Here is a 17,197-nt window from a genome sequence, read left to right as displayed (position 1 = left end):
GATGAAGGTCGCGCTCGATCCCACACCGTTCCACCACGATTACTCACTGCTCGAGCTTCCTCAGGTTGTTGCCGATCTCGGGTACGAGTACCTGCAACTCACACCGCACGTCGACATGATCCCGTTCTTCAATCACCCGAAAGCTGACGACGCACTCGTTGCCAAATTCCGGAAGGCTTGCGCGAGTGCGGGAGTCTGCATCGCTTCGGTGCTACCGGTCCTTCGCTGGTCCGGCCCGGACGAGGACGCCCGCGAAGCAGCAGTGCGGTACTGGAAACGGGCCATCCAGATCACCGTCGACCTCGGCGTCAACGTCATGAACACCGAATTCTCCGGCCGCCCCGAAAAAGCCGAAGAGTCCGAGCGTGCGTTCTATCGTTCGATGGAGGAACTGGTTCCGATCATCGAGCGCGAGGGAATCGACGTCCTGATCGATCCACACCCGGACGATTTTGTCGAAGACGGACTTGCCGCGATCCGCACGATCCGCGGCGTGAACTCCAAGAACCTCGGCATGGTGATCGTGGCGTGCCACCAATTCCATATGGGTGGGAACCTTCCCGCTATCATGGAGGCCGCCGGCGACATGGTCCGACTCGTTCATGTGGCGGACACCATGGACCATCACCGTTCCCACGGACTGCGCTACATCACCAACCCGCCAGGCAACGCCGTTCGAGTGCATCAACATCTCAAGATCGGTGACGGAGACGTCAACTGGGACGAATTCTTCGGAGGCCTGGGAAAACTCGGCTTCTACGAACGTGAGAACACCGTGATGGTGTCGAGCGTCTTCGCCGAGAACGAAAACGCGCACGAGGTTTCCCGATACCAGCGCGAGACGATGAACGACTACGTCGCCAAGTACACCTCCCCGAACTCCTGAGTCACCAGACCACTAGGAAATACCATGACCAGCACTGATACTCGTGTCATCGCGCACTGGTTGGACGGCAAGCCGTTCGCCGGAACGTCCGAGGACACCGCCCCCGTCACCAACCCCGCCACCGGACAGATCACCGGCCGACTGGCCCTGGCGAACCTCGAGGACGCCCGCACCGTCATCGACGCGGCTGCCGCAGCCTTCCCCGCCTGGCGTGACACCTCATTGGCCCGGCGCACACAGATACTGTTCAGCTTTCGCGAACTCCTCAATGCTCGCAAAGGTGAACTCGCCGAGATCATCACAGCCGAGCACGGCAAGGTTCTCTCCGACGCCCTCGGCGAAATCAGCCGCGGGCAGGAAGTGGTCGAATTCGCTTGCGGAATACCGCATCTCCTCAAAGGCGGATACACCGAGAACGCCTCGACCAAGGTCGACGTCTACTCCATCCGCCAACCCCTCGGCCCCGTCGGCATCATCTCCCCCTTCAACTTTCCCGCGATGGTCCCCATGTGGTTCTTCCCGGTCGCCATCGCCGCCGGGAACACCGTGATTCTCAAGCCCTCGGAGAAGGACCCCACTGCCGCTATCTGGCTCGCCGAACTCTGGGCCGAAGCCGGTCTGCCTCCCGGCGTCTTCAACGTCCTCCAAGGTGACAAACTCGCCGTGGACGAGCTCCTGGAAAACAAAGCAGTCAAAGCGATTTCGTTTGTCGGTTCCACCCCTATCGCCCAGTACGTCTATGCCACCGGCACCGCCAACGGCAAACGCGTCCAAGCACTCGGCGGCGCCAAGAATCACGCGATCGTTCTACCGGACGCAGACCTCGACCTCGCCGCCGACGCAATGGTCAACGCGGGATTCGGTTCCGCCGGCGAACGCTGCATGGCAATCTCCGCCCTCGTAGCGGTCGGCGACATTGCAGATGAACTCGTGGCCAAGATCGTCGAACGCACCACTCCCCTCGTCACCGGCGACGGCACCAAGAACTCCGACATGGGTCCGCTTGTCACCCAGGCCCACCGCGACAAGGTCGCCTCCTACGTCGATGCAGGTGAGAAGGACGGCGCCACCATCGTGGTCGACGGACGCACAGTTCAGGCCGATGGTGGAGCTGACGGCTTCTGGCTCGGGCCCACCCTCATCGACCACGTCACCACCGACATGTCGATCTACACGGACGAAATCTTCGGACCTGTCCTGTCCGTCGTGCGTGTCGACACCTACGACCAAGCCCTCGAACTGATCAACAACAATCCGTACGGAAACGGCACCGCCATTTTCACCAACGACGGCGGCGCTGCCCGACGCTTCCAGAACGAGGTGGAGGTCGGCATGATCGGCATCAACGTCCCCATCCCGGTTCCCATGGCCTACTACAGCTTCGGCGGCTGGAAGAACAGCCTCTTCGGCGACACCCACGCACACGGGACCGAAGGTGTTCATTTCTTCACGCGGGGTAAAGCCGTCACCAGTCGCTGGCTCGACCCCAGCCACGGCGGTATCAACCTCGGCTTCCCCGAGAACAGTTAGCCGGAAAGACATCTGTGGCCGAGACTCTCGAAGAGGCTCGGCCACAGATGTTTTCGAGAGGTCTACGCGACCGTAGGGTGGTACGTCAGTACCTGAACTCCGGATTCGTACCGACGATCGTCCTTCAACTCGAGGTCGATCTTGTCGGCCGATTCGGGGAACACTCTCCCGCCGGACCCGAGAATGACCGGGAAGACCATCAGTCGCAGCTCGTCGACCAGACCGGCCAGCAACAACGCGTGGACGAGCGTCCGACTTCCCGCGACCAGGATTTCGCCGTCGATCTGCTCCTTCAGCTTCGGAACGGATTCCTCGATGGGACCGTCGAGCGCCGTCGAGTTGTTCCATTCGAGCGGTTCGGTCGAACTCGTGACGACGTACTTGGGCATCTCGTTCATCTTGTCCGCAAAGCCCTGGTCGTCTTCGCGCTCAGGCCAGGCACCGGCGAAGCTCTCGTACGTCCGCCGACCGAGTAGAAGCACGTCCGCGGCGAGGGTTTCGTCGAGTTTGAACTTCATCTGATCGCCCTCCTGGTATGGAAAGACCCATCCAGTGTGCGCATAACCCGGTTCACCACCGGGCGCTTCCATCACCATGTCCAAAGACACGAATTCTGTCACCACGATCTTGCCCATACCGATCCCCTGTCGTCAGTGCGTGTGCGCCATTCGAGTAGTCGACTACCCCACTGTTACAGACTCTGCGTGGTCGGGGAACTCATCGACGGCAATCGGCAACGTCAGCATCCGAAGACGTCAGCACACAACCCAGGCGCCGTTCTCCTTGATCAATGTGATGTCCTCGCGCATCATCGCGGACGGATCCTCGGTGCTGTAATGGCGAGTGTTGGCCGTCGCCGAATCCCCGTTCACCACGATGTTCTCAACACCGTCCAGTCTCAGACTGGCAAGTGCGTCGTCGAACGGCGACTCTTCGACTCGCGGACTCTCGCTGCGCATCGAACTGCATTGAGTGCTGTCCACTGCCTCCCAGTCCCTGTCGGCCATGAATTCGAAACTCTGACCGACGACGGCAGAGATTTGGCTCTCGGCCGACGGTTCCGAATCGCCGGAACATCCGACGACAGCGGCCAACGCTCCGACGAGCGTCATTGCCGCGAGCGTCCGGCGTCCACGCGTACCTGCGAAGTTCATCCGTCCACTATGACCGATGTACAAACCGAATCGTCTGTTTTCGGTCCCCGCGCTTGCGTGGCGATTCGGACGTTCACTCTGGTTCGCATACCCTCGTATATCGATGATGTGGCGTCGAAAGTGTGCAGTGGCAGTGGCCGGAACAGTGCTCTCAGGGAGCATTGCGTTTTCCGGTGTCGTAGGTAGCTCGGGAATCGCCGGCGCCCAACCGGCCCCGCCGCCGCCGACCACCACCGAGGCGCCGTTCACCACACCCAACACCGACAGCTGCCCCTTCACGAGTAGCCCGGCACCGGCGATCGATCTCTCCGAAGCTCCCGCGCCCGGATCCACGGTCCCGACTGCTGTCCCGATTCCGGAGAGCCCCGTCGGTGGAGGCAAGCTCGGCGAGTGTGGTGTTGTGCTCCCAGACGGCGCTGCCCCGCTCCCGGCCGACATCGCGGCATCCGGATGGGTACTCGCGGATGCTGACACCGGCGAGGTCCTCGCCGCCAAAGACCCGCACGGTCGCTACCGACCGGCCAGCACCATCAAGATGCTGTTGGCTCTCGTCGCTCTCGACGAACTCGATCTCGACACCGAAATCACTGCAACGGCCGAGGACGCGGACGCTGAAGGTAGTGCCGTCGGCATCGGCAAGGGCGGTAAGTACACCAACCGACAGCTGATGCAAGGTCTGGTAATGGCGTCGGGGAACGATGCAGCGCATGCTCTTGCCCGTCAACTCGGCGGTGATGCTGCAGCCGTGTCGAAGATGAATGCCCTCGCCGCCGACCTCGGCGCCCTCGATACTCGCACGGCAACTCCGTCCGGACTCGACGGCCCGGGGATGAGCAGCTCACCGTACGACCTGGCCGTGATATTCCATACCGCACTGCAGAACCCGACATTCGCCGGTCTGATCCATACCGAGACCGTCGAGTTCCCCGGCTTCCCCAAGGACCCGACAATTCCCGACGATCAGGACCGGCCCGGATTCACTCTCGCGAACGACAATCAGTTGCTCTACAACTACGACGGTGCATTGGGCGGCAAGACCGGCTTCACCGACGACGCGCGCCACACGTACGTGGGTGCCGCGGAGCGTAACGGCCGGAAACTACTGGTGACATTGATGGGCGGCGAAGCCAAGCCGATCCGTCCGTGGGAGCAAGCCGCCCGTCTACTCGACTACGGATATGCACTCCCAGCGAGCACAACCGTCGGCTCGTTGACGGACCGATCGACCGAAGACGCCACGCCCGACGTCACCCGCACACCGTCTGCCGCTGCACCAGGCTCGATCTCGGCAGCACCCACTGCCACCGACAGCGAGTCGGACACCACGGACCGCATCCTCATCGGCGCGGTCGGTGGAGTAGTGGTGATCGCGCTGGTGGCGGGAGCAGTCGCCCTCAACCGTCGACGGCGCTAACGCGGCCGACGACGCAGGAAGCCCGAAAGACCCAGGCCGGCAACCGCACCCGTGGCGATCAATGCAACGGCACGCGACGGTGAGGCACCATCGCTGACAACCACGCGCGGCGAGATCACTGCGGGATCGGGCGGAGGAACGAAGGCCAAAGCCATACTTTCCTTTGTCGTCGCCGCCCACGCCGTGCAGAAAAGCAGCATCCTCGACGCCGTGAACACGAACACCAGCAAACCGATGATCGGGCCGAATGCCACACCCGCGGGGCCACCGGTGACGGCAGCGAGGTAGATCGCACCCACCTGCTTGAAGATCTCGAACACAACCGCGGCGATGAGCGCTGCCTGCGCGGCGCTTCGCAGCGTGACAGGCTCGCGCGGTAGCCGGGCGATCACCCACAGGAAGACCGCCCACGTCGCGAGGAGTGAGAGCAACAGTGAAACGACTCTGAGCCCCACACCGACACCGGTGATGTTTTCGAGGTTGAGCCACTTCACGATCTGAGTGGCTACCGGCCCGCTGCTCAGCGCCGACATTCCGAGCGAGACGACCATGGCGAGGGCGAGACCGATAAGTGCCCCCGCGTCACCGAGTTTGGTACGCACGAAACCCTTCGGCTCGCGCTTGCTCTCCCACATGGCCGTCAGCGCGTCGCGAACGTTTGCCATCCAACCCAGACCCGCGTACGCGGCACCCAGGAGACCGAAGATTCCGACGCTGGCGCGCGAATCGATAGCCGAATCGATCAGCGTGTTGATGGTGTCACCCAAGCTGCCAGGAATGCTCTTGGTGATCTGCTCCTGAATCGACTCCAGGTACTCGGGATGCCCGGCCAATACGAAACCAGCCACGGCAAACGCGACCATCATGATCGGAATCAGTGCCAGAACGCTGAAGTACGTGATTCCCGCAGCGTAGTAGTCGCCCTTTTGCTCTTGGAACCGTCCAGCAGCGCGAACCAGATGATCGAGCCAAGGTCGCGCTGCCCGTTGCTTCTCCAGAAAGCTGGGTGCGTCGTCGTCCGTGTCAGCCATTGCCGTCCCCCTCATGTTCGGTCAGGCGTCGTGAGTCCGAATTCGCGTCGGTCAGCCCTTCGGTGCCAGGAATCCGACCTTGTCATAGACAGCGGCGAGAGTGCGTGAAGACACCTCGCGGGCGCGGTGCGCTCCGGCCGCGATGATGCGATCCAGCTCCGCCTCGTCGGCGAGGTAACCGTCCACCTTCGCTTTGAGCGGGGTGACGAACTCGGTCAGGACATCAGCGGTATCGGTTTTGAGGTCGCCGTACCCCTTGCCTTCGTAACCGGCCACCAGAGTCTCGATCGGTACTCCGGAGAGCGCCGACTGAATGGTGAGTAGGTTGCTGACGCCCGGCTTGGCCTGCGGGTCGAAGCGAATCTCGCGCTCGTTGTCGGTGACGGCCGACTTGATCTTCTTCGCCGACACCTTCGGATCGTCGAGCAGATTGATCAGTCCTGCCGCACTGGCAGCGGACTTGCTCATCTTGGCGGTCGGATCCTGCAGGTCGTAGATCTTTGCCGTGCCCTTGATGATCTGCGGCTCGGGAACGACAAACGCCTTGCCGTAGCGGGTGTTGAACCGGCCGGCCAGATCGCGTGCGAGTTCGAGGTGCTGGCGCTGATCCTCACCCACCGGGACTCGCTGCGGGCGGTACAGGAGGATGTCCGCGGCCATCAGAACCGGATACGTGAACAAACCGACACTGGCGTTGTCGCTGCCTTGCTTGGCGGACTTGTCCTTGAACTGCGTCATACGGCTGGCTTCACCGAAACCGGTGATGCAATTCAGGACCCACGCCAACTGCGCGTGCTCGGGAACCTGACTCTGCACGAACAGCGTCGCCCGATCGGGATCGATACCCAGCGCCAGAAGTTGAGCCACCGCAACCTTGGTGCGACGACGCAGTTCCTTCGGGTCCTGCGTCACCGTGATGGCGTGAAGATCCGGAATGAAGTAGAACGCGTCGAAATCGTCCTGCAACGGAACCCACTGCTGCAGCGCACCCAGGTAGTTGCCGAGGTGGAAAGAATCCGACGTCGGCTGGATTCCGGAAAGCACGCGAGGCTTTGCGGTGGGCTTCTGTTCTGCAGGGGTCGACATGGTTCCGATCTTTTCACGAGTGGAAATCAGTGCGGTGGCGTGGTGCCCGGGTAGTCGAGTTCGACGAGGTCTTCACCGGGGGCGCTCAGGTCGTCTTCACCGAACTGGTAGACGGTCCGGAAAACGACGGGTTCCCATTCTTCGGTGTAGAAGTCCATCGTTTCGCGGAACCACTCCAACTGATCCTGTTGCTCGGACAGTAGAGAACCCGCACCTCGGATCACAACTACATATCCGGCGCCCAATCCGAGTACGTCGTCGAGATCGCGCATGACGTCGTCGAAAGCATCCTTGTTTCGCCCGAAGTGGGACGGAAACTGGAAGGCCGCCGCGAACTCGTCGAAGACCTGCGACGTAGTCCGCATGTTCTCGCCACGAACCACCCGAACGACAAAATTCTCGCCACGGAGTTCACGTGCAAGATCATCTGCAACGGCCGGGTCGCCCTGCAGCGCCACCGAAGCGACATCCGAAGACGGATCCAGCCACTGCGCCACGCTGACCGTAGACGAATCGGACATCAGCGAATCCTCACAAACGTGTCGTAGTGATCGAGGGTGTACCAGGCCGAACCGTCGTTGCCGGTGACGATTCGCTCGGCGTCGCGGCCTTGGCCGTTCTTCTTCGCGTTGACGTCCCATTCCTGATATAAGACACGTCCACCACCCGCCCCGACAGCAGGCAGACGCCCCTCGCTGTTGCGGAAGGTGATGCCGCCCTTGGTTCCCGGCGCGTTGGCGGAATCCGGCCACCTCCCGGCGTCGATCTCCACGAGCGTGGCGAGAACTCGCGCCGGCGCATCGCTGTTTGCCTGCTGCGTTGTCTTGGCAGCGGAACTCGACGGCGCGGAACTCGACGGCGCAGCCTTGGTGGTGGCGCCAGGCTTGGCTTGAACACTCGAGGACTGGACGCTCGAGGACTTGGTGACCGACGACGTCCCGGACGACGCCGAACTGTCGGAGTCGCGTGAAGAAAGCGTCACCGCCAGCACAAGCGCCACCACGGCAACGACGACGGTGATGATGGCGTTGCGCGTTTTTGCGCTCGGCATCTTCAGACCTTCAGGCATGCGCGTTCCTACCGGTACGAGACGGTGACAGGTGCGTGGTCCGACCAACGGAGGTCGTAGGACTCAGCGCGTTCCACGAGGGCAACCTTGGCCCGCTCGGCGTAGCCGCGGGTGGCAACCTGGTAATCGATACGCCACCCCGAGTCGTTGTCGAATGCCTTGCCGCGGTACGACCACCACGAGTAAGGACCATCGACACCAGGGTGAAGGGTGCGGAAGACGTCCACCCACGCGGAATCGTCGGCGAACAGAAGGTCCATCCATGCGCGCTCCTCCGGGAGGAATCCCGAAGACTTCTTGTTGGTCTTCCAGTTCTTGAGGTCGAGTTCGGTGTGCGCGATGTTCCAGTCGCCGCTGACCACCACGTGGCGATCGGCAGCCTCGGCCGCTGCGGCGGTGGAGGCGAGGTGAACCGCGAAGGACGCCATGAAGCGTTCCTTCTCCTCCTGCTTCGGTGTGAGTGCCTCCCCGGAGGGCAGGTACAGGCTCGCGACGGTCAGATCGGCGAAGTCGGCTTCGATGTATCGACCGGCGTCGAGAAATTCGTCGTCTCCGTGACCGATCCGCACCGCGTCGGGTTCGGTGCGTGAGAGCACCGCGACTCCGTTGCGTCCCTTCGCGGACGGCTCGGCCGAGACCAGGAACCATCCGTTGCCGAGCGCTGGCTCGAGGGTCTCACGAAGCTGATCGTCCGACGCACGCGTTTCCTGAAGGCAGATGAAATCCGCCGACGTCTTCTCCAGCCAGTCGAGCATGCCCTTGCGGGCCGCTGCTCGAACGCCGTTGACGTTCACGGACGTGATGGTGTGGGGAGCAAGAATGTGGGAGTCAGCAGTTTGTGGCACGGCAAGCACCGTAGCCGATTCCACCGACGTGGATCGGCGCCCAGGTCAGCGTACGGCCCTACGCTGCAGAATCGCTGCAATCGCCAGCACGGCAAGACCCGCGACCGCCAGCAAAGACCCCACTGCCGCGGGCGCCGTGTACCCGTAACCGGCCGCGATCACGACGCCGCCGATCCACGCTCCGAAGGCGTTGGCGATGTTCAGCGCGGCGTGATTGAGGGAAGCAGCCAGGGTCTGAGCGTCCTCGGCGACGTCCATCAGCCGTGTCTGCAGACCTGGAACCATCGAGGACCCCGCGAGACCGATGAGGAAGACGAAGATCAGTGCCGTGTAGGGATTGCGCACAGCGATCACGAAGACCGCGAGGATCACCACGAGGGATCCCATCGACAAGAACAGGCCCTTCATCAGGGCACGATCCGCGAGGTATCCGCCGACGAAGTTGCCGGCCACCATGCCCAGTCCGTAGAGCATGAGTGCCAGGGGAATGAACGAAGCGCCGAGCCCGGACACGTCGGTGAGCGTCGTACTGATGTAGGTGTAGACGGCAAACATGCCGCCGAACCCGACCATGCCCACGATCAGCGTCATCCACACCTGGACGCGGCCCAGCGCTCCGAGTTCGGTGATCGGATTCGTCACCGGCATGCCGTCCAAACGCGGAATCCAGACGAAGAGCGAAGCAACGGTTGCCACCCCGATCACGGCGACCAAAGCGAAGGCGCTGCGCCAGCCGAGTGCCTGACCGATCCAGGCGGCGACCGGTACCCCGATCACGTTGGCCACGGAAAGACCCATCATGACCATCGCCACGGCCTTGGCGCGTTTTCCGGGTTCGGCCAGGTGAGCTGCGACCAACGCGGCGACTCCGAAGTACGCGCCGTGCGGCAATCCGGCGACGAAGCGAGCCATCATCAGCGTCGTGTACGAGGGAGCGAAAACCGAGGCGGCATTGCCGACGGTGAAGGCGACCATGAGCGCGATCAACAGTGTGCGGCGCGGTACCCGGGCGGTGAGAGCAGCGATCAGCGGAGCGCCGACGACAACCCCGAGCGCGTACGCGGAGATCACGTGGCCTGCGATGGGTTCCGAGACACCGAGCCCGGATGCCATTTCCGGGAGCAGTCCCATGGCGACGAACTCGGTGGTGCCGATACCGAAACCGCCGAGGGCGAGAGCGAGCATCGCCGGACCTCTGGCGGAACGAACCCCGGGTGTCGAGGCGTCAGAACGGGAGAGGGTAGACGAAGTCACTGATCAATTGTGATCTCACACCTGGTTGAACTTCCAAGTGAGAGCGGGTGAGTTCACTCACGTGAGACCGCGAACACAAATGGGACGCCCGGTTTCCCGGACGTCCCATTCGAAAGGTGAAGCGGTGAATCTACTTCGCGGCCATGGCCTTCTGCAGGTTCACGTCGAGTGCGCCGAGGAACTCCTCGGTGGTCAGGTAGCCCTGATCTCCGCCGACCAGCATCGAGAGGTCCTTGGTCATCTGGCCGCTTTCGACGGTCTTGATGACAACGTCTTCGAGCGCCTGCGCGAAGCCGATGACCTCAGGAGTGCTGTCGAGCTTGCCACGGTGCTCGAGCCCGCGGGTCCACGCGAAGATGGACGCGATCGGGTTGGTCGAGGTGGGCTTGCCCTGCTGGTGCTGACGGTAGTGACGCGTCACGGTGCCGTGAGCAGCCTCTGCCTCACAGGTCCGTCCGTCCGGTGTCAGCAGAACCGACGTCATGAGGCCGAGCGAGCCGAAGCCCTGGGCCACGGTGTCGGACTGGACGTCACCGTCGTAGTTCTTGCATGCCCAGACGTAGCCGCCCTCCCACTTGAGTGCGGAAGCGACCATGTCGTCGATGAGGCGGTGCTCGTAGGTCAGACCTGCGGCATCGAACTCAGCCTTGAACTCGGTCTCGTAGATGTGCTGGAAGATGTCCTTGAAGGCACCGTCGTACGCCTTGAGAATGGTGTTCTTGGTGGACAGGTACACCGGGTAGTTCTGCTGCAGACCATAGGTGAGCGACGCGCGAGCGAAGTCACGGATGGAATCGTTGAAGTTGTACTGCCCCTGAACGATGCCGCCGTTCTCGGGGAAGTTGACCAGTTCGTGCTCGATCGGTGCGCTGCCGTCCTCGGGCGTGTAGGTGATCATCACCTTGCCGGGGCCGGGCACCTTGAAGTCTGTGGCGCGGTACTGGTCGCCGAATGCGTGACGGCCGATGATGATCGGCTTGGTCCAGCCCGGAACGAGTCGCGGAACGTTGGAGATGATGATCGGTGCGCGGAAGATCGTGCCGCCGAGAATGTTGCGGATCGTTCCGTTCGGGGAACGCCACATCTTCTTGAGACCGAATTCCTCGACACGTGCCTCGTCCGGCGTGATCGTGGCGCATTTGACGCCGACGCCGTGCTTCTGGATCGCGTGCGCTGCGTCGATGGTGACCTGGTCGTCGGTCTCGTCGCGGTACTCGATACCGAGGTCGTAGTACTCGAGGTTCACATCGAGATACGGATGGATCAACTTGTCTTTGATGAACTGCCAGATAATGCGCGTCATCTCATCGCCGTCGAGTTCGACGACGGTGCCCTCAACCTTGATTTTGGACATGGGTGCTTCGCGTCCTCCTAGGAAGTTTCCCTGGTTACACGGTTGCGGTCACACTTTGTGAGTGGGTCCGCGAACGGTTCGATTATCAAACCTAGACGGTGTGGACTGATCTCGGGAGATGAGTCCCAAACAAGACAAGCGTACTGCTAACCCGTGAGGCCGCAACCGGCAGGTCCACCCATCGGTCTCTACTCGCGAGTAACTTTTGCCTGCTAGTGGGCTGCGTCGCTCTGCCTCGCGTGCGGTTGCGGCTCACATTTCGCCCCATGTCAGGACTGCGCTCACTTCCCGGTAGAATCCGACTTGGTCATGAGTGCCAGCGTCAAGCCCCGGCTCGCTGGACGGCAACCCTCCAACCGCGGTGGGGTGCCCCGGGTGATGACCAGGTTTCCCGACGTGGATCTGCTCACGCAGTTCCACCGCAATTCGGGTGACAAGCGCGGGTCCGACAGGGACGGACCCCAGACCGGGCCGAGCCCCACGGAGGTATTTCAGTATGTGTCGCACTTGTAGATAGACCCCAGCACGGGGCGGCGATCATTCGCCCCCGTCCGACATCTATCCGTCAGACCACTGGAGTGAACAAATCATGACCGACAACACAGCCGACGCCGCAGCAGCTTCGGATCCGACCGCGAACTGGTCGTTCGAGACCAAGCAGGTGCACGCCGGGCAGACAGCGGACACCGCCACCAATGCGCGCGCTCTGCCGATCTACCAGACCACCAGCTACGTCTTCGACAGCACCGATCACGCTGCCGCACTGTTCGGCCTGGCCGAGCCGGGCAACATCTACACGCGAATCATGAATCCGACGCAGGACGCCGTCGAGCAGCGGATCGCCGCCCTGGAAGGCGGAGTCGCCGCACTCCTCCTGTCCTCGGGTCAGGCTGCCGAGACCATCGCGATCCTCAACATCGCCGAGGCCGGCGATCACATCGTCTCGAGCCCGTACCTGTACGGCGGCACGTACAACCTCCTGCATTACACACTTCGTAAGCTGGGCATCGAAGTCACGTTCGTCGAAGATCCCGACGATATCGACCAGTGGCGCGAGGCCATTCGCCCGAACACGAAGGCGTTCTACGGCGAAACGATCGCCAATCCCAAGAACCACATCCTCGATCTACCTGGCATCTCGTCGCTGGCCCACGAGAACGGTCTTCCGTTGATCGTGGACAACACCGTGGCGACGCCGTACCTGCTCCGCCCACTCGAGCACGGCGCCGACATCGTCGTTCACTCCGCCACCAAATACCTTGGTGGACACGGCACCGCGATCGCCGGCGTCATCGTCGACGGTGGCACCTTCGACTGGACGCAGGGTCGCCACACCAACTTCACCACCCCGGATCCCAGCTACCACGGCGTCACCTTCGCGGACCTGGGTGCCCCGGCGTTTGCACTCAAGGCGCGCGTCCAACTGCTGCGCGATCTCGGCTCCGCCGTGGCACCGTTCAACGCGTTCCTCATCGCGCAGGGCATCGAGACCTTGAGCCTGCGCATCGAGCGCCACGTATCCAACGCACAGAAGGTCGCCGAGTTCCTCGACGGCCACGGCGAGGTGGCCTCCGTCTCCTACGCGGGACTCCCCTCCTCACCGTGGTTCGAACGTGGAAAGCAGCTGACGCCCAAGGGAACCGGCGCCATCGTCACCTTCGAGCTGCCCGGCGGGATCGATGCGGGCAAGAAGTTCGTCAACGCCCTGACGCTGCACAGCCACGTCGCCAACATCGGTGACGTTCGCTCACTCGTGATCCACCCCGCCTCGACGACGCACTCGCAGCTCACCCCCGAAGAGCAGCTCGCTTCGGGTGTCACGCCCGGGCTCGTCCGCCTCGCGGTCGGCATCGAAGGAATCGACGACATCCTCGCTGATCTCACCGTCGGCCTGGCTGCGGTGGCAAACTCGTGACCGTGAACGAATTGGAGCCCAGGATCGACCTCCTGCCCCCGGCCGACGGCCAGGTGGGGGTCGTCGACATCGGCGCCCTGGAACTCGAGAGCGGCGCGGTACTCCCCTCGGTTTCGCTCGCCGTTCAGCGGTGGGGTGAGCTGTCGCCGAACCGCGACAACGTCGTACTCGTCGAGCACGCGCTGACCGGAGACTCACACGTCACCGGTCCGATCTCCGCAAATCAGCCCTCCCCCGGCTGGTGGAACGGGATGGTCGGCCCCGGCGAACCGATCGACACCGGCGAATGGTGCGTCATCGCAACAAATGTCCTCGGTGGTTGTCGCGGCACGACCGGTCCCAGTTCACTGGCCGACGACGGCAAGCCGTGGGGCAGCCGCTTCCCGGAGATATCCATCCGGGATCAGATCGCGGCGGAGAAGAAGCTCGTCGATCTCCTCGGGATCGACCAGTTGGCCTCTGTGGTCGGCGGATCCATGGGCGGCATGCGCACCCTCGAATGGGCAGTTACCTACCCGGACAGCATTCGCTCCGCGTTGGTTCTCGCAACCGGTTCACGGGCCACCGCCGATCAGATCGGCACCCAGACGACGCAGATCGCTGCCATCGTCTCCGATCCCGAGTGGCAAGGCGGTGACTACCACGGATCGGGCCGGGCACCTCGCGCCGGACTCGGCATCGCTCGCCGCATCGCGCACCTGACGTACCGCACCGAGTCCGAACTGGATGCGCGCTTCGAGAACTCCGCCCAGAACGACGAAAACCCGTGGAACGGTGGACGATACGCTGTGCAGAGTTACCTGGAACACCAGGCGGACAAGCTGGTCGACCGCTTCGACCCGAGCACGTACGTCCTCCTGACCGAAGCCATGAACCGGCACGACATCGGTCGAGGACGCGGCGGCGTTGCAGCGGCGTTGGCATCGATCACGGCACCGGTCGTCGTGGGCGGCGTGGATTCGGATCGGCTGTATCCCCTCCGTTTGCAGGAGGAGATCGCCGACGGAATTTCCACGTGCAGCGGCCTCGAGATTCTCAAGTCCAAGGACGGCCACGACGGCTTCCTGACGGAGGCGGACGCCGTCGCCGGACTGCTTCGCCGAACGATGGAGTTCGCACGCACGGCTCGCTGATCCGGCACAGAGCCACATTTTCAGAATTCGTCAATGTCGGGAAAACCACAGCTGATCTGCGGGTTTTCCCGACATTTTCATTGGCGAACGTGAACCGGCGCGGCTAGCATCGGCGAACGTGAATCAGCCATGCTCGACGCGCCTGCAGGCTACGTACCTTCCCGAGCACATGTCCTTCGCGTTCTGGGGTGACGCAGACCCGGCAGCGCGACTGTCGGCACTGGGGATGCCGACCGGGTCGCCGGGCGTGTGCAGGCTTGCGATCCCGGTCGACGAGTCGATCACAGCAACCGACGTCGAAGCGCAACTGCTCGACCTCACCACCGCGATCGACGCCTTCCACAACCTCGATGCAGGTCGCGGCGACCTCGGACCGTCGTTGCTCGCGTGGAAGCGAGTCGTCGAGACCGGCGCACATGACATTCCGACCGCGGCGCATGCAGCGATCGACCGCGACGACACGAAGATCCGAAGCGCCCGGTCCACGGTGCGGTTGTTCACGGATGCGCGTACAGCCGTGGACAGCCTTCGCCGAGCAAAGATTCAGGCGACTCTGCGCCCGTATCAAATGCAGGGAGTTGCCTGGCTGACGGCGCTGTCGGGTTCGGGCGGTGGGATCTTGGCCGACGAGATGGGTTTGGGTAAGACACTGCAAGCGATTTCGATGATCGCGATCCGCGCCGACGACGGTCCGCATCTGGTTGTGTGTCCCACCTCGGTGATCGGGAACTGGCGCCGCGAGATCGAGCGATTCGCTCCGCATCTACCACTGCATGTTCATCACGGGACTGCTCGCGCACTTCCCACTCGTATCCCCGCCGGCACCACTGTTCTGACCAGCTACAGCGTCTTGCGTTCCGACACGGCCCACTTGACCCCGATCCACTGGAGTTCGGTGATCTTCGACGAGGCGCAGCAGATCAAGAACCCGTCTTCCCTCGCTGCGAAAGCGGCAATGCGGTTGTCGGCCGACGTCAAGGTGGCGATGACCGGCACGCCGGTGGAGAACCGCCTCGAAGAATTGTGGTCACTCTTTCGTGTCGCCAATCCCGAAGTCCTCGGAACTCGCGCGCGTTTTCGTCAACGCTTCGCCGTCCCGATCGAATCCGGTCGATCCGCCACTGCGGCGACCAGGCTTGCCGCGGTCATCGATCCTTTCATTCTGCGCAGAACCAAAGACACAGCGGCCAAGGATCTTCCGCCCAAGCAGTTCTCCAATGTCTCGTGCACTCTGACATCGGAACAGGCGCGGATCTATCGGTCGGCAGTTGCCGATGCTTTCGACACCGGATTGGGCACGGGAATTGCCCGACGCGGCAACATCCTTGCGCTGCTGACCACCCTCAAACAGGTATGCAATCACCCCGCACAGGTGACCGGCGATACGGACGACCTTGACGGAAGATCCGGAAAGCTCGACCGCGCAACGGAAATGATCGCCGAGATCGTCGACGACGGCGATCGCGCGCTGATATTCACGCAGTACCGGACGATGGGCGAGATGCTCTCCCGGCACCTGGGATCCGAATTGGGAATCGGTGCCGTGCCTTTCCTTCACGGTGGCCTCAACACCGACAAGCGCGACGGGATGGTCGACGCGTTTCAGAACGACGCGGATTCCCCGCCGGTTCTGATTCTGAGCCTGCGCGCCGCCGGCTTCGGCCTCAACCTCACTCGCGCGAGTCACGTCGTGCACTACGACCGGTGGTGGAACCCAGCCGTCGAAGATCAGGCAACCGACCGGGCACACCGCATCGGCCAGAAGCGCACCGTCAACGTCCACACCTTGGTGACGGGCGGAACCGTGGAGGATCACATCGCAGCGATGCACGAGTCGAAACGAGCTGTAGCCGATGCTGTTTCCGGCAACGTGGAGGCCGCCCTGGCGGATCTTCCCGACACCGAATTGCGTGAACTTCTCGAACTCGACGGCGCGGTGATCATCTGATGGCCAACGAATTCGGTGTCACCGCTTGGGGTCGGGCGTGGCTGCGCACGGTGGAGCGGACAGCGGCATCCGGTCCGAACCCGTCCCTGCCGACGGCTCGTGCCCTCGCACGCAACGGGTCGGTGGAATTCACCGTGGTCTCATCGGGGACCGTCGTCGCCGAGGTGAGCACCAAAGCAAAAACCTCGTCGGTGACGATTGGTGTCCCGCTGTGGACCAAATCCGAAATCGCTGCAGTGAAGAGCCTTCTCCGCTCGGCGGGAAAGGCCAACAGATCCGTCTCCACCGGCGAACTACCGGACAGCGTCGCCACCGAACTGCAGGCTCGAAATATCGCAGTAGCCGTTGATCTTTCGGAGTGCATTGCCAGCTGCGACTGCTCAGGTCGACGCTCGCCGTGCGTTCACCATCTCGCCGCGATCTACGCCCTGGCCGGGCGAATCGACGAGGAACCGGTCCTCGCAGTTACGCTGCGAAGCGTACCGGACAAGGCCGGAAAGAAGTCGGCATCCGCACAGTCACCGGAGTGGATCCCTTTGAGCGACATCGACATCCGCTCGTTCTACGGGGACTGACCT

The 17,197-nt window shown here is 62.8% G+C and carries 16 protein-coding genes and 1 riboswitch; of the genes, 7 read left to right on the top strand and 9 right to left on the bottom strand.

Annotation, left to right across the window (positions count from 1 at the left end):
- The first annotated feature begins 1 nt into the window (after position 1).
- Positions 2–886 carry a sugar phosphate isomerase/epimerase family protein gene (locus ACFQ6H_RS13215; protein ID WP_378646491.1) on the top strand — a complete coding sequence of 295 codons (885 nt, stop codon included), beginning with the start codon at positions 2–4 and terminating at the stop codon, positions 884–886.
- Between the two features lie 24 nt (positions 887–910).
- Positions 911–2,416 carry a CoA-acylating methylmalonate-semialdehyde dehydrogenase gene (locus ACFQ6H_RS13210; RefSeq protein ID WP_378545140.1) on the top strand — a complete coding sequence of 502 codons (1,506 nt, stop codon included), beginning with the start codon at positions 911–913 and terminating at the stop codon, positions 2,414–2,416.
- A 62-nt stretch (positions 2,417–2,478) separates the two neighbouring features.
- Here ACFQ6H_RS13210 and ACFQ6H_RS13205 read toward each other — a convergent pair whose 3' ends face one another.
- Both ACFQ6H_RS13205 and ACFQ6H_RS13200 read right to left on the bottom strand, forming a co-directional pair.
- Entirely contained in the window at positions 2,479–3,051 is a 573-nt protein-coding gene (locus tag ACFQ6H_RS13205) for a dihydrofolate reductase family protein (protein ID WP_019747666.1), read from the bottom strand.
- A 120-nt stretch (positions 3,052–3,171) separates the two neighbouring features.
- The gene (locus ACFQ6H_RS13200) at positions 3,172–3,570 is read right to left on the bottom strand and encodes a hypothetical protein (protein WP_378646489.1); all 399 of its coding nucleotides are present in this window, start codon (positions 3,568–3,570) and stop codon (positions 3,172–3,174) included.
- A 103-nt stretch (positions 3,571–3,673) separates the two neighbouring features.
- On the opposite strand from ACFQ6H_RS13200, the gene ACFQ6H_RS13195 reads away from it, so the two are divergent.
- Entirely contained in the window at positions 3,674–4,984 is a 1,311-nt protein-coding gene (locus tag ACFQ6H_RS13195; RefSeq protein WP_378646487.1) for a D-alanyl-D-alanine carboxypeptidase family protein, read from the top strand.
- On the opposite strand, the gene yhjD is transcribed toward ACFQ6H_RS13195, so the two are convergent.
- From yhjD to ACFQ6H_RS13160, 7 genes are all read right to left on the bottom strand, one after another.
- Entirely contained in the window at positions 4,981–6,015 is a 1,035-nt protein-coding gene (gene yhjD / locus ACFQ6H_RS13190) for an inner membrane protein YhjD (protein WP_378447719.1), read from the bottom strand. The genes ACFQ6H_RS13195 and yhjD overlap by 4 nt on opposite strands.
- Before the next feature lie 51 nt (positions 6,016–6,066).
- Complete coding sequence (gene trpS / locus ACFQ6H_RS13185) at positions 6,067–7,101, bottom strand: tryptophan--tRNA ligase (protein WP_378545155.1); 1,035 nt, start codon at positions 7,099–7,101, stop codon at positions 6,067–6,069.
- 26 nt (positions 7,102–7,127) lie between these two features.
- The gene (locus ACFQ6H_RS13180) at positions 7,128–7,622 is read right to left on the bottom strand and encodes a barstar family protein (RefSeq protein ID WP_378646485.1); all 495 of its coding nucleotides are present in this window, start codon (positions 7,620–7,622) and stop codon (positions 7,128–7,130) included.
- Entirely contained in the window at positions 7,622–8,170 is a 549-nt protein-coding gene (locus ACFQ6H_RS13175; RefSeq protein WP_378646483.1) for a ribonuclease domain-containing protein, read from the bottom strand. Before ACFQ6H_RS13175 ends, ACFQ6H_RS13180 begins: the two co-directional genes overlap by 1 nt.
- 8 nt (positions 8,171–8,178) lie before the next feature.
- Positions 8,179–9,024, bottom strand: a complete 846-nt coding sequence (locus ACFQ6H_RS13170) for an exodeoxyribonuclease III (protein WP_378646481.1) — start codon at positions 9,022–9,024, stop codon at positions 8,179–8,181.
- Positions 9,025–9,060: 36 nt separating this feature from the next.
- A complete protein-coding gene (locus tag ACFQ6H_RS13165) occupies positions 9,061–10,200 on the bottom strand; it encodes an MFS transporter (RefSeq protein WP_378646534.1) in 1,140 nt (379 codons plus the stop codon).
- A gap of 199 nt (positions 10,201–10,399) precedes the next feature.
- Positions 10,400–11,623, bottom strand: a complete 1,224-nt coding sequence (locus ACFQ6H_RS13160; RefSeq protein ID WP_378447725.1) for an NADP-dependent isocitrate dehydrogenase — start codon at positions 11,621–11,623, stop codon at positions 10,400–10,402.
- Positions 11,624–11,928: 305 nt separating this feature from the next.
- A riboswitch (SAM riboswitch) is annotated at positions 11,929–12,069 on the top strand.
- A gap of 143 nt (positions 12,070–12,212) precedes the next feature.
- On the opposite strand from ACFQ6H_RS13160, the gene ACFQ6H_RS13155 reads away from it, so the two are divergent.
- From ACFQ6H_RS13155 to ACFQ6H_RS13140, 4 genes are all read left to right on the top strand, one after another.
- The gene (locus ACFQ6H_RS13155; protein ID WP_378646479.1) at positions 12,213–13,538 is read left to right on the top strand and encodes a bifunctional o-acetylhomoserine/o-acetylserine sulfhydrylase; all 1,326 of its coding nucleotides are present in this window, start codon (positions 12,213–12,215) and stop codon (positions 13,536–13,538) included.
- The gene (locus ACFQ6H_RS13150) at positions 13,535–14,671 is read left to right on the top strand and encodes a homoserine O-acetyltransferase (RefSeq protein WP_378646477.1); all 1,137 of its coding nucleotides are present in this window, start codon (positions 13,535–13,537) and stop codon (positions 14,669–14,671) included. The genes ACFQ6H_RS13155 and ACFQ6H_RS13150 overlap by 4 nt, the downstream gene beginning before the upstream one ends.
- A gap of 118 nt (positions 14,672–14,789) precedes the next feature.
- Complete coding sequence (locus tag ACFQ6H_RS13145) at positions 14,790–16,619, top strand: DEAD/DEAH box helicase (RefSeq protein WP_378646475.1); 1,830 nt, start codon at positions 14,790–14,792, stop codon at positions 16,617–16,619.
- Positions 16,619–17,194: a hypothetical protein gene (locus ACFQ6H_RS13140; protein ID WP_378646473.1), complete on the top strand. Its 576-nt coding sequence runs from the start codon at positions 16,619–16,621 to the stop codon at positions 17,192–17,194. Before ACFQ6H_RS13145 ends, ACFQ6H_RS13140 begins: the two co-directional genes overlap by 1 nt.
- Positions 17,195–17,197: the final 3 nt, after the last annotated feature.

It is taken from the genome of Rhodococcus sp. NPDC056506, assembly GCF_042794945.1.
Taxonomy (GTDB): domain Bacteria; phylum Actinomycetota; class Actinomycetes; order Mycobacteriales; family Mycobacteriaceae; genus Rhodococcus_F.
Note: the sequence above shows the minus strand (reverse complement) of the source record. Positions and strands in the feature narration are given on the sequence as shown.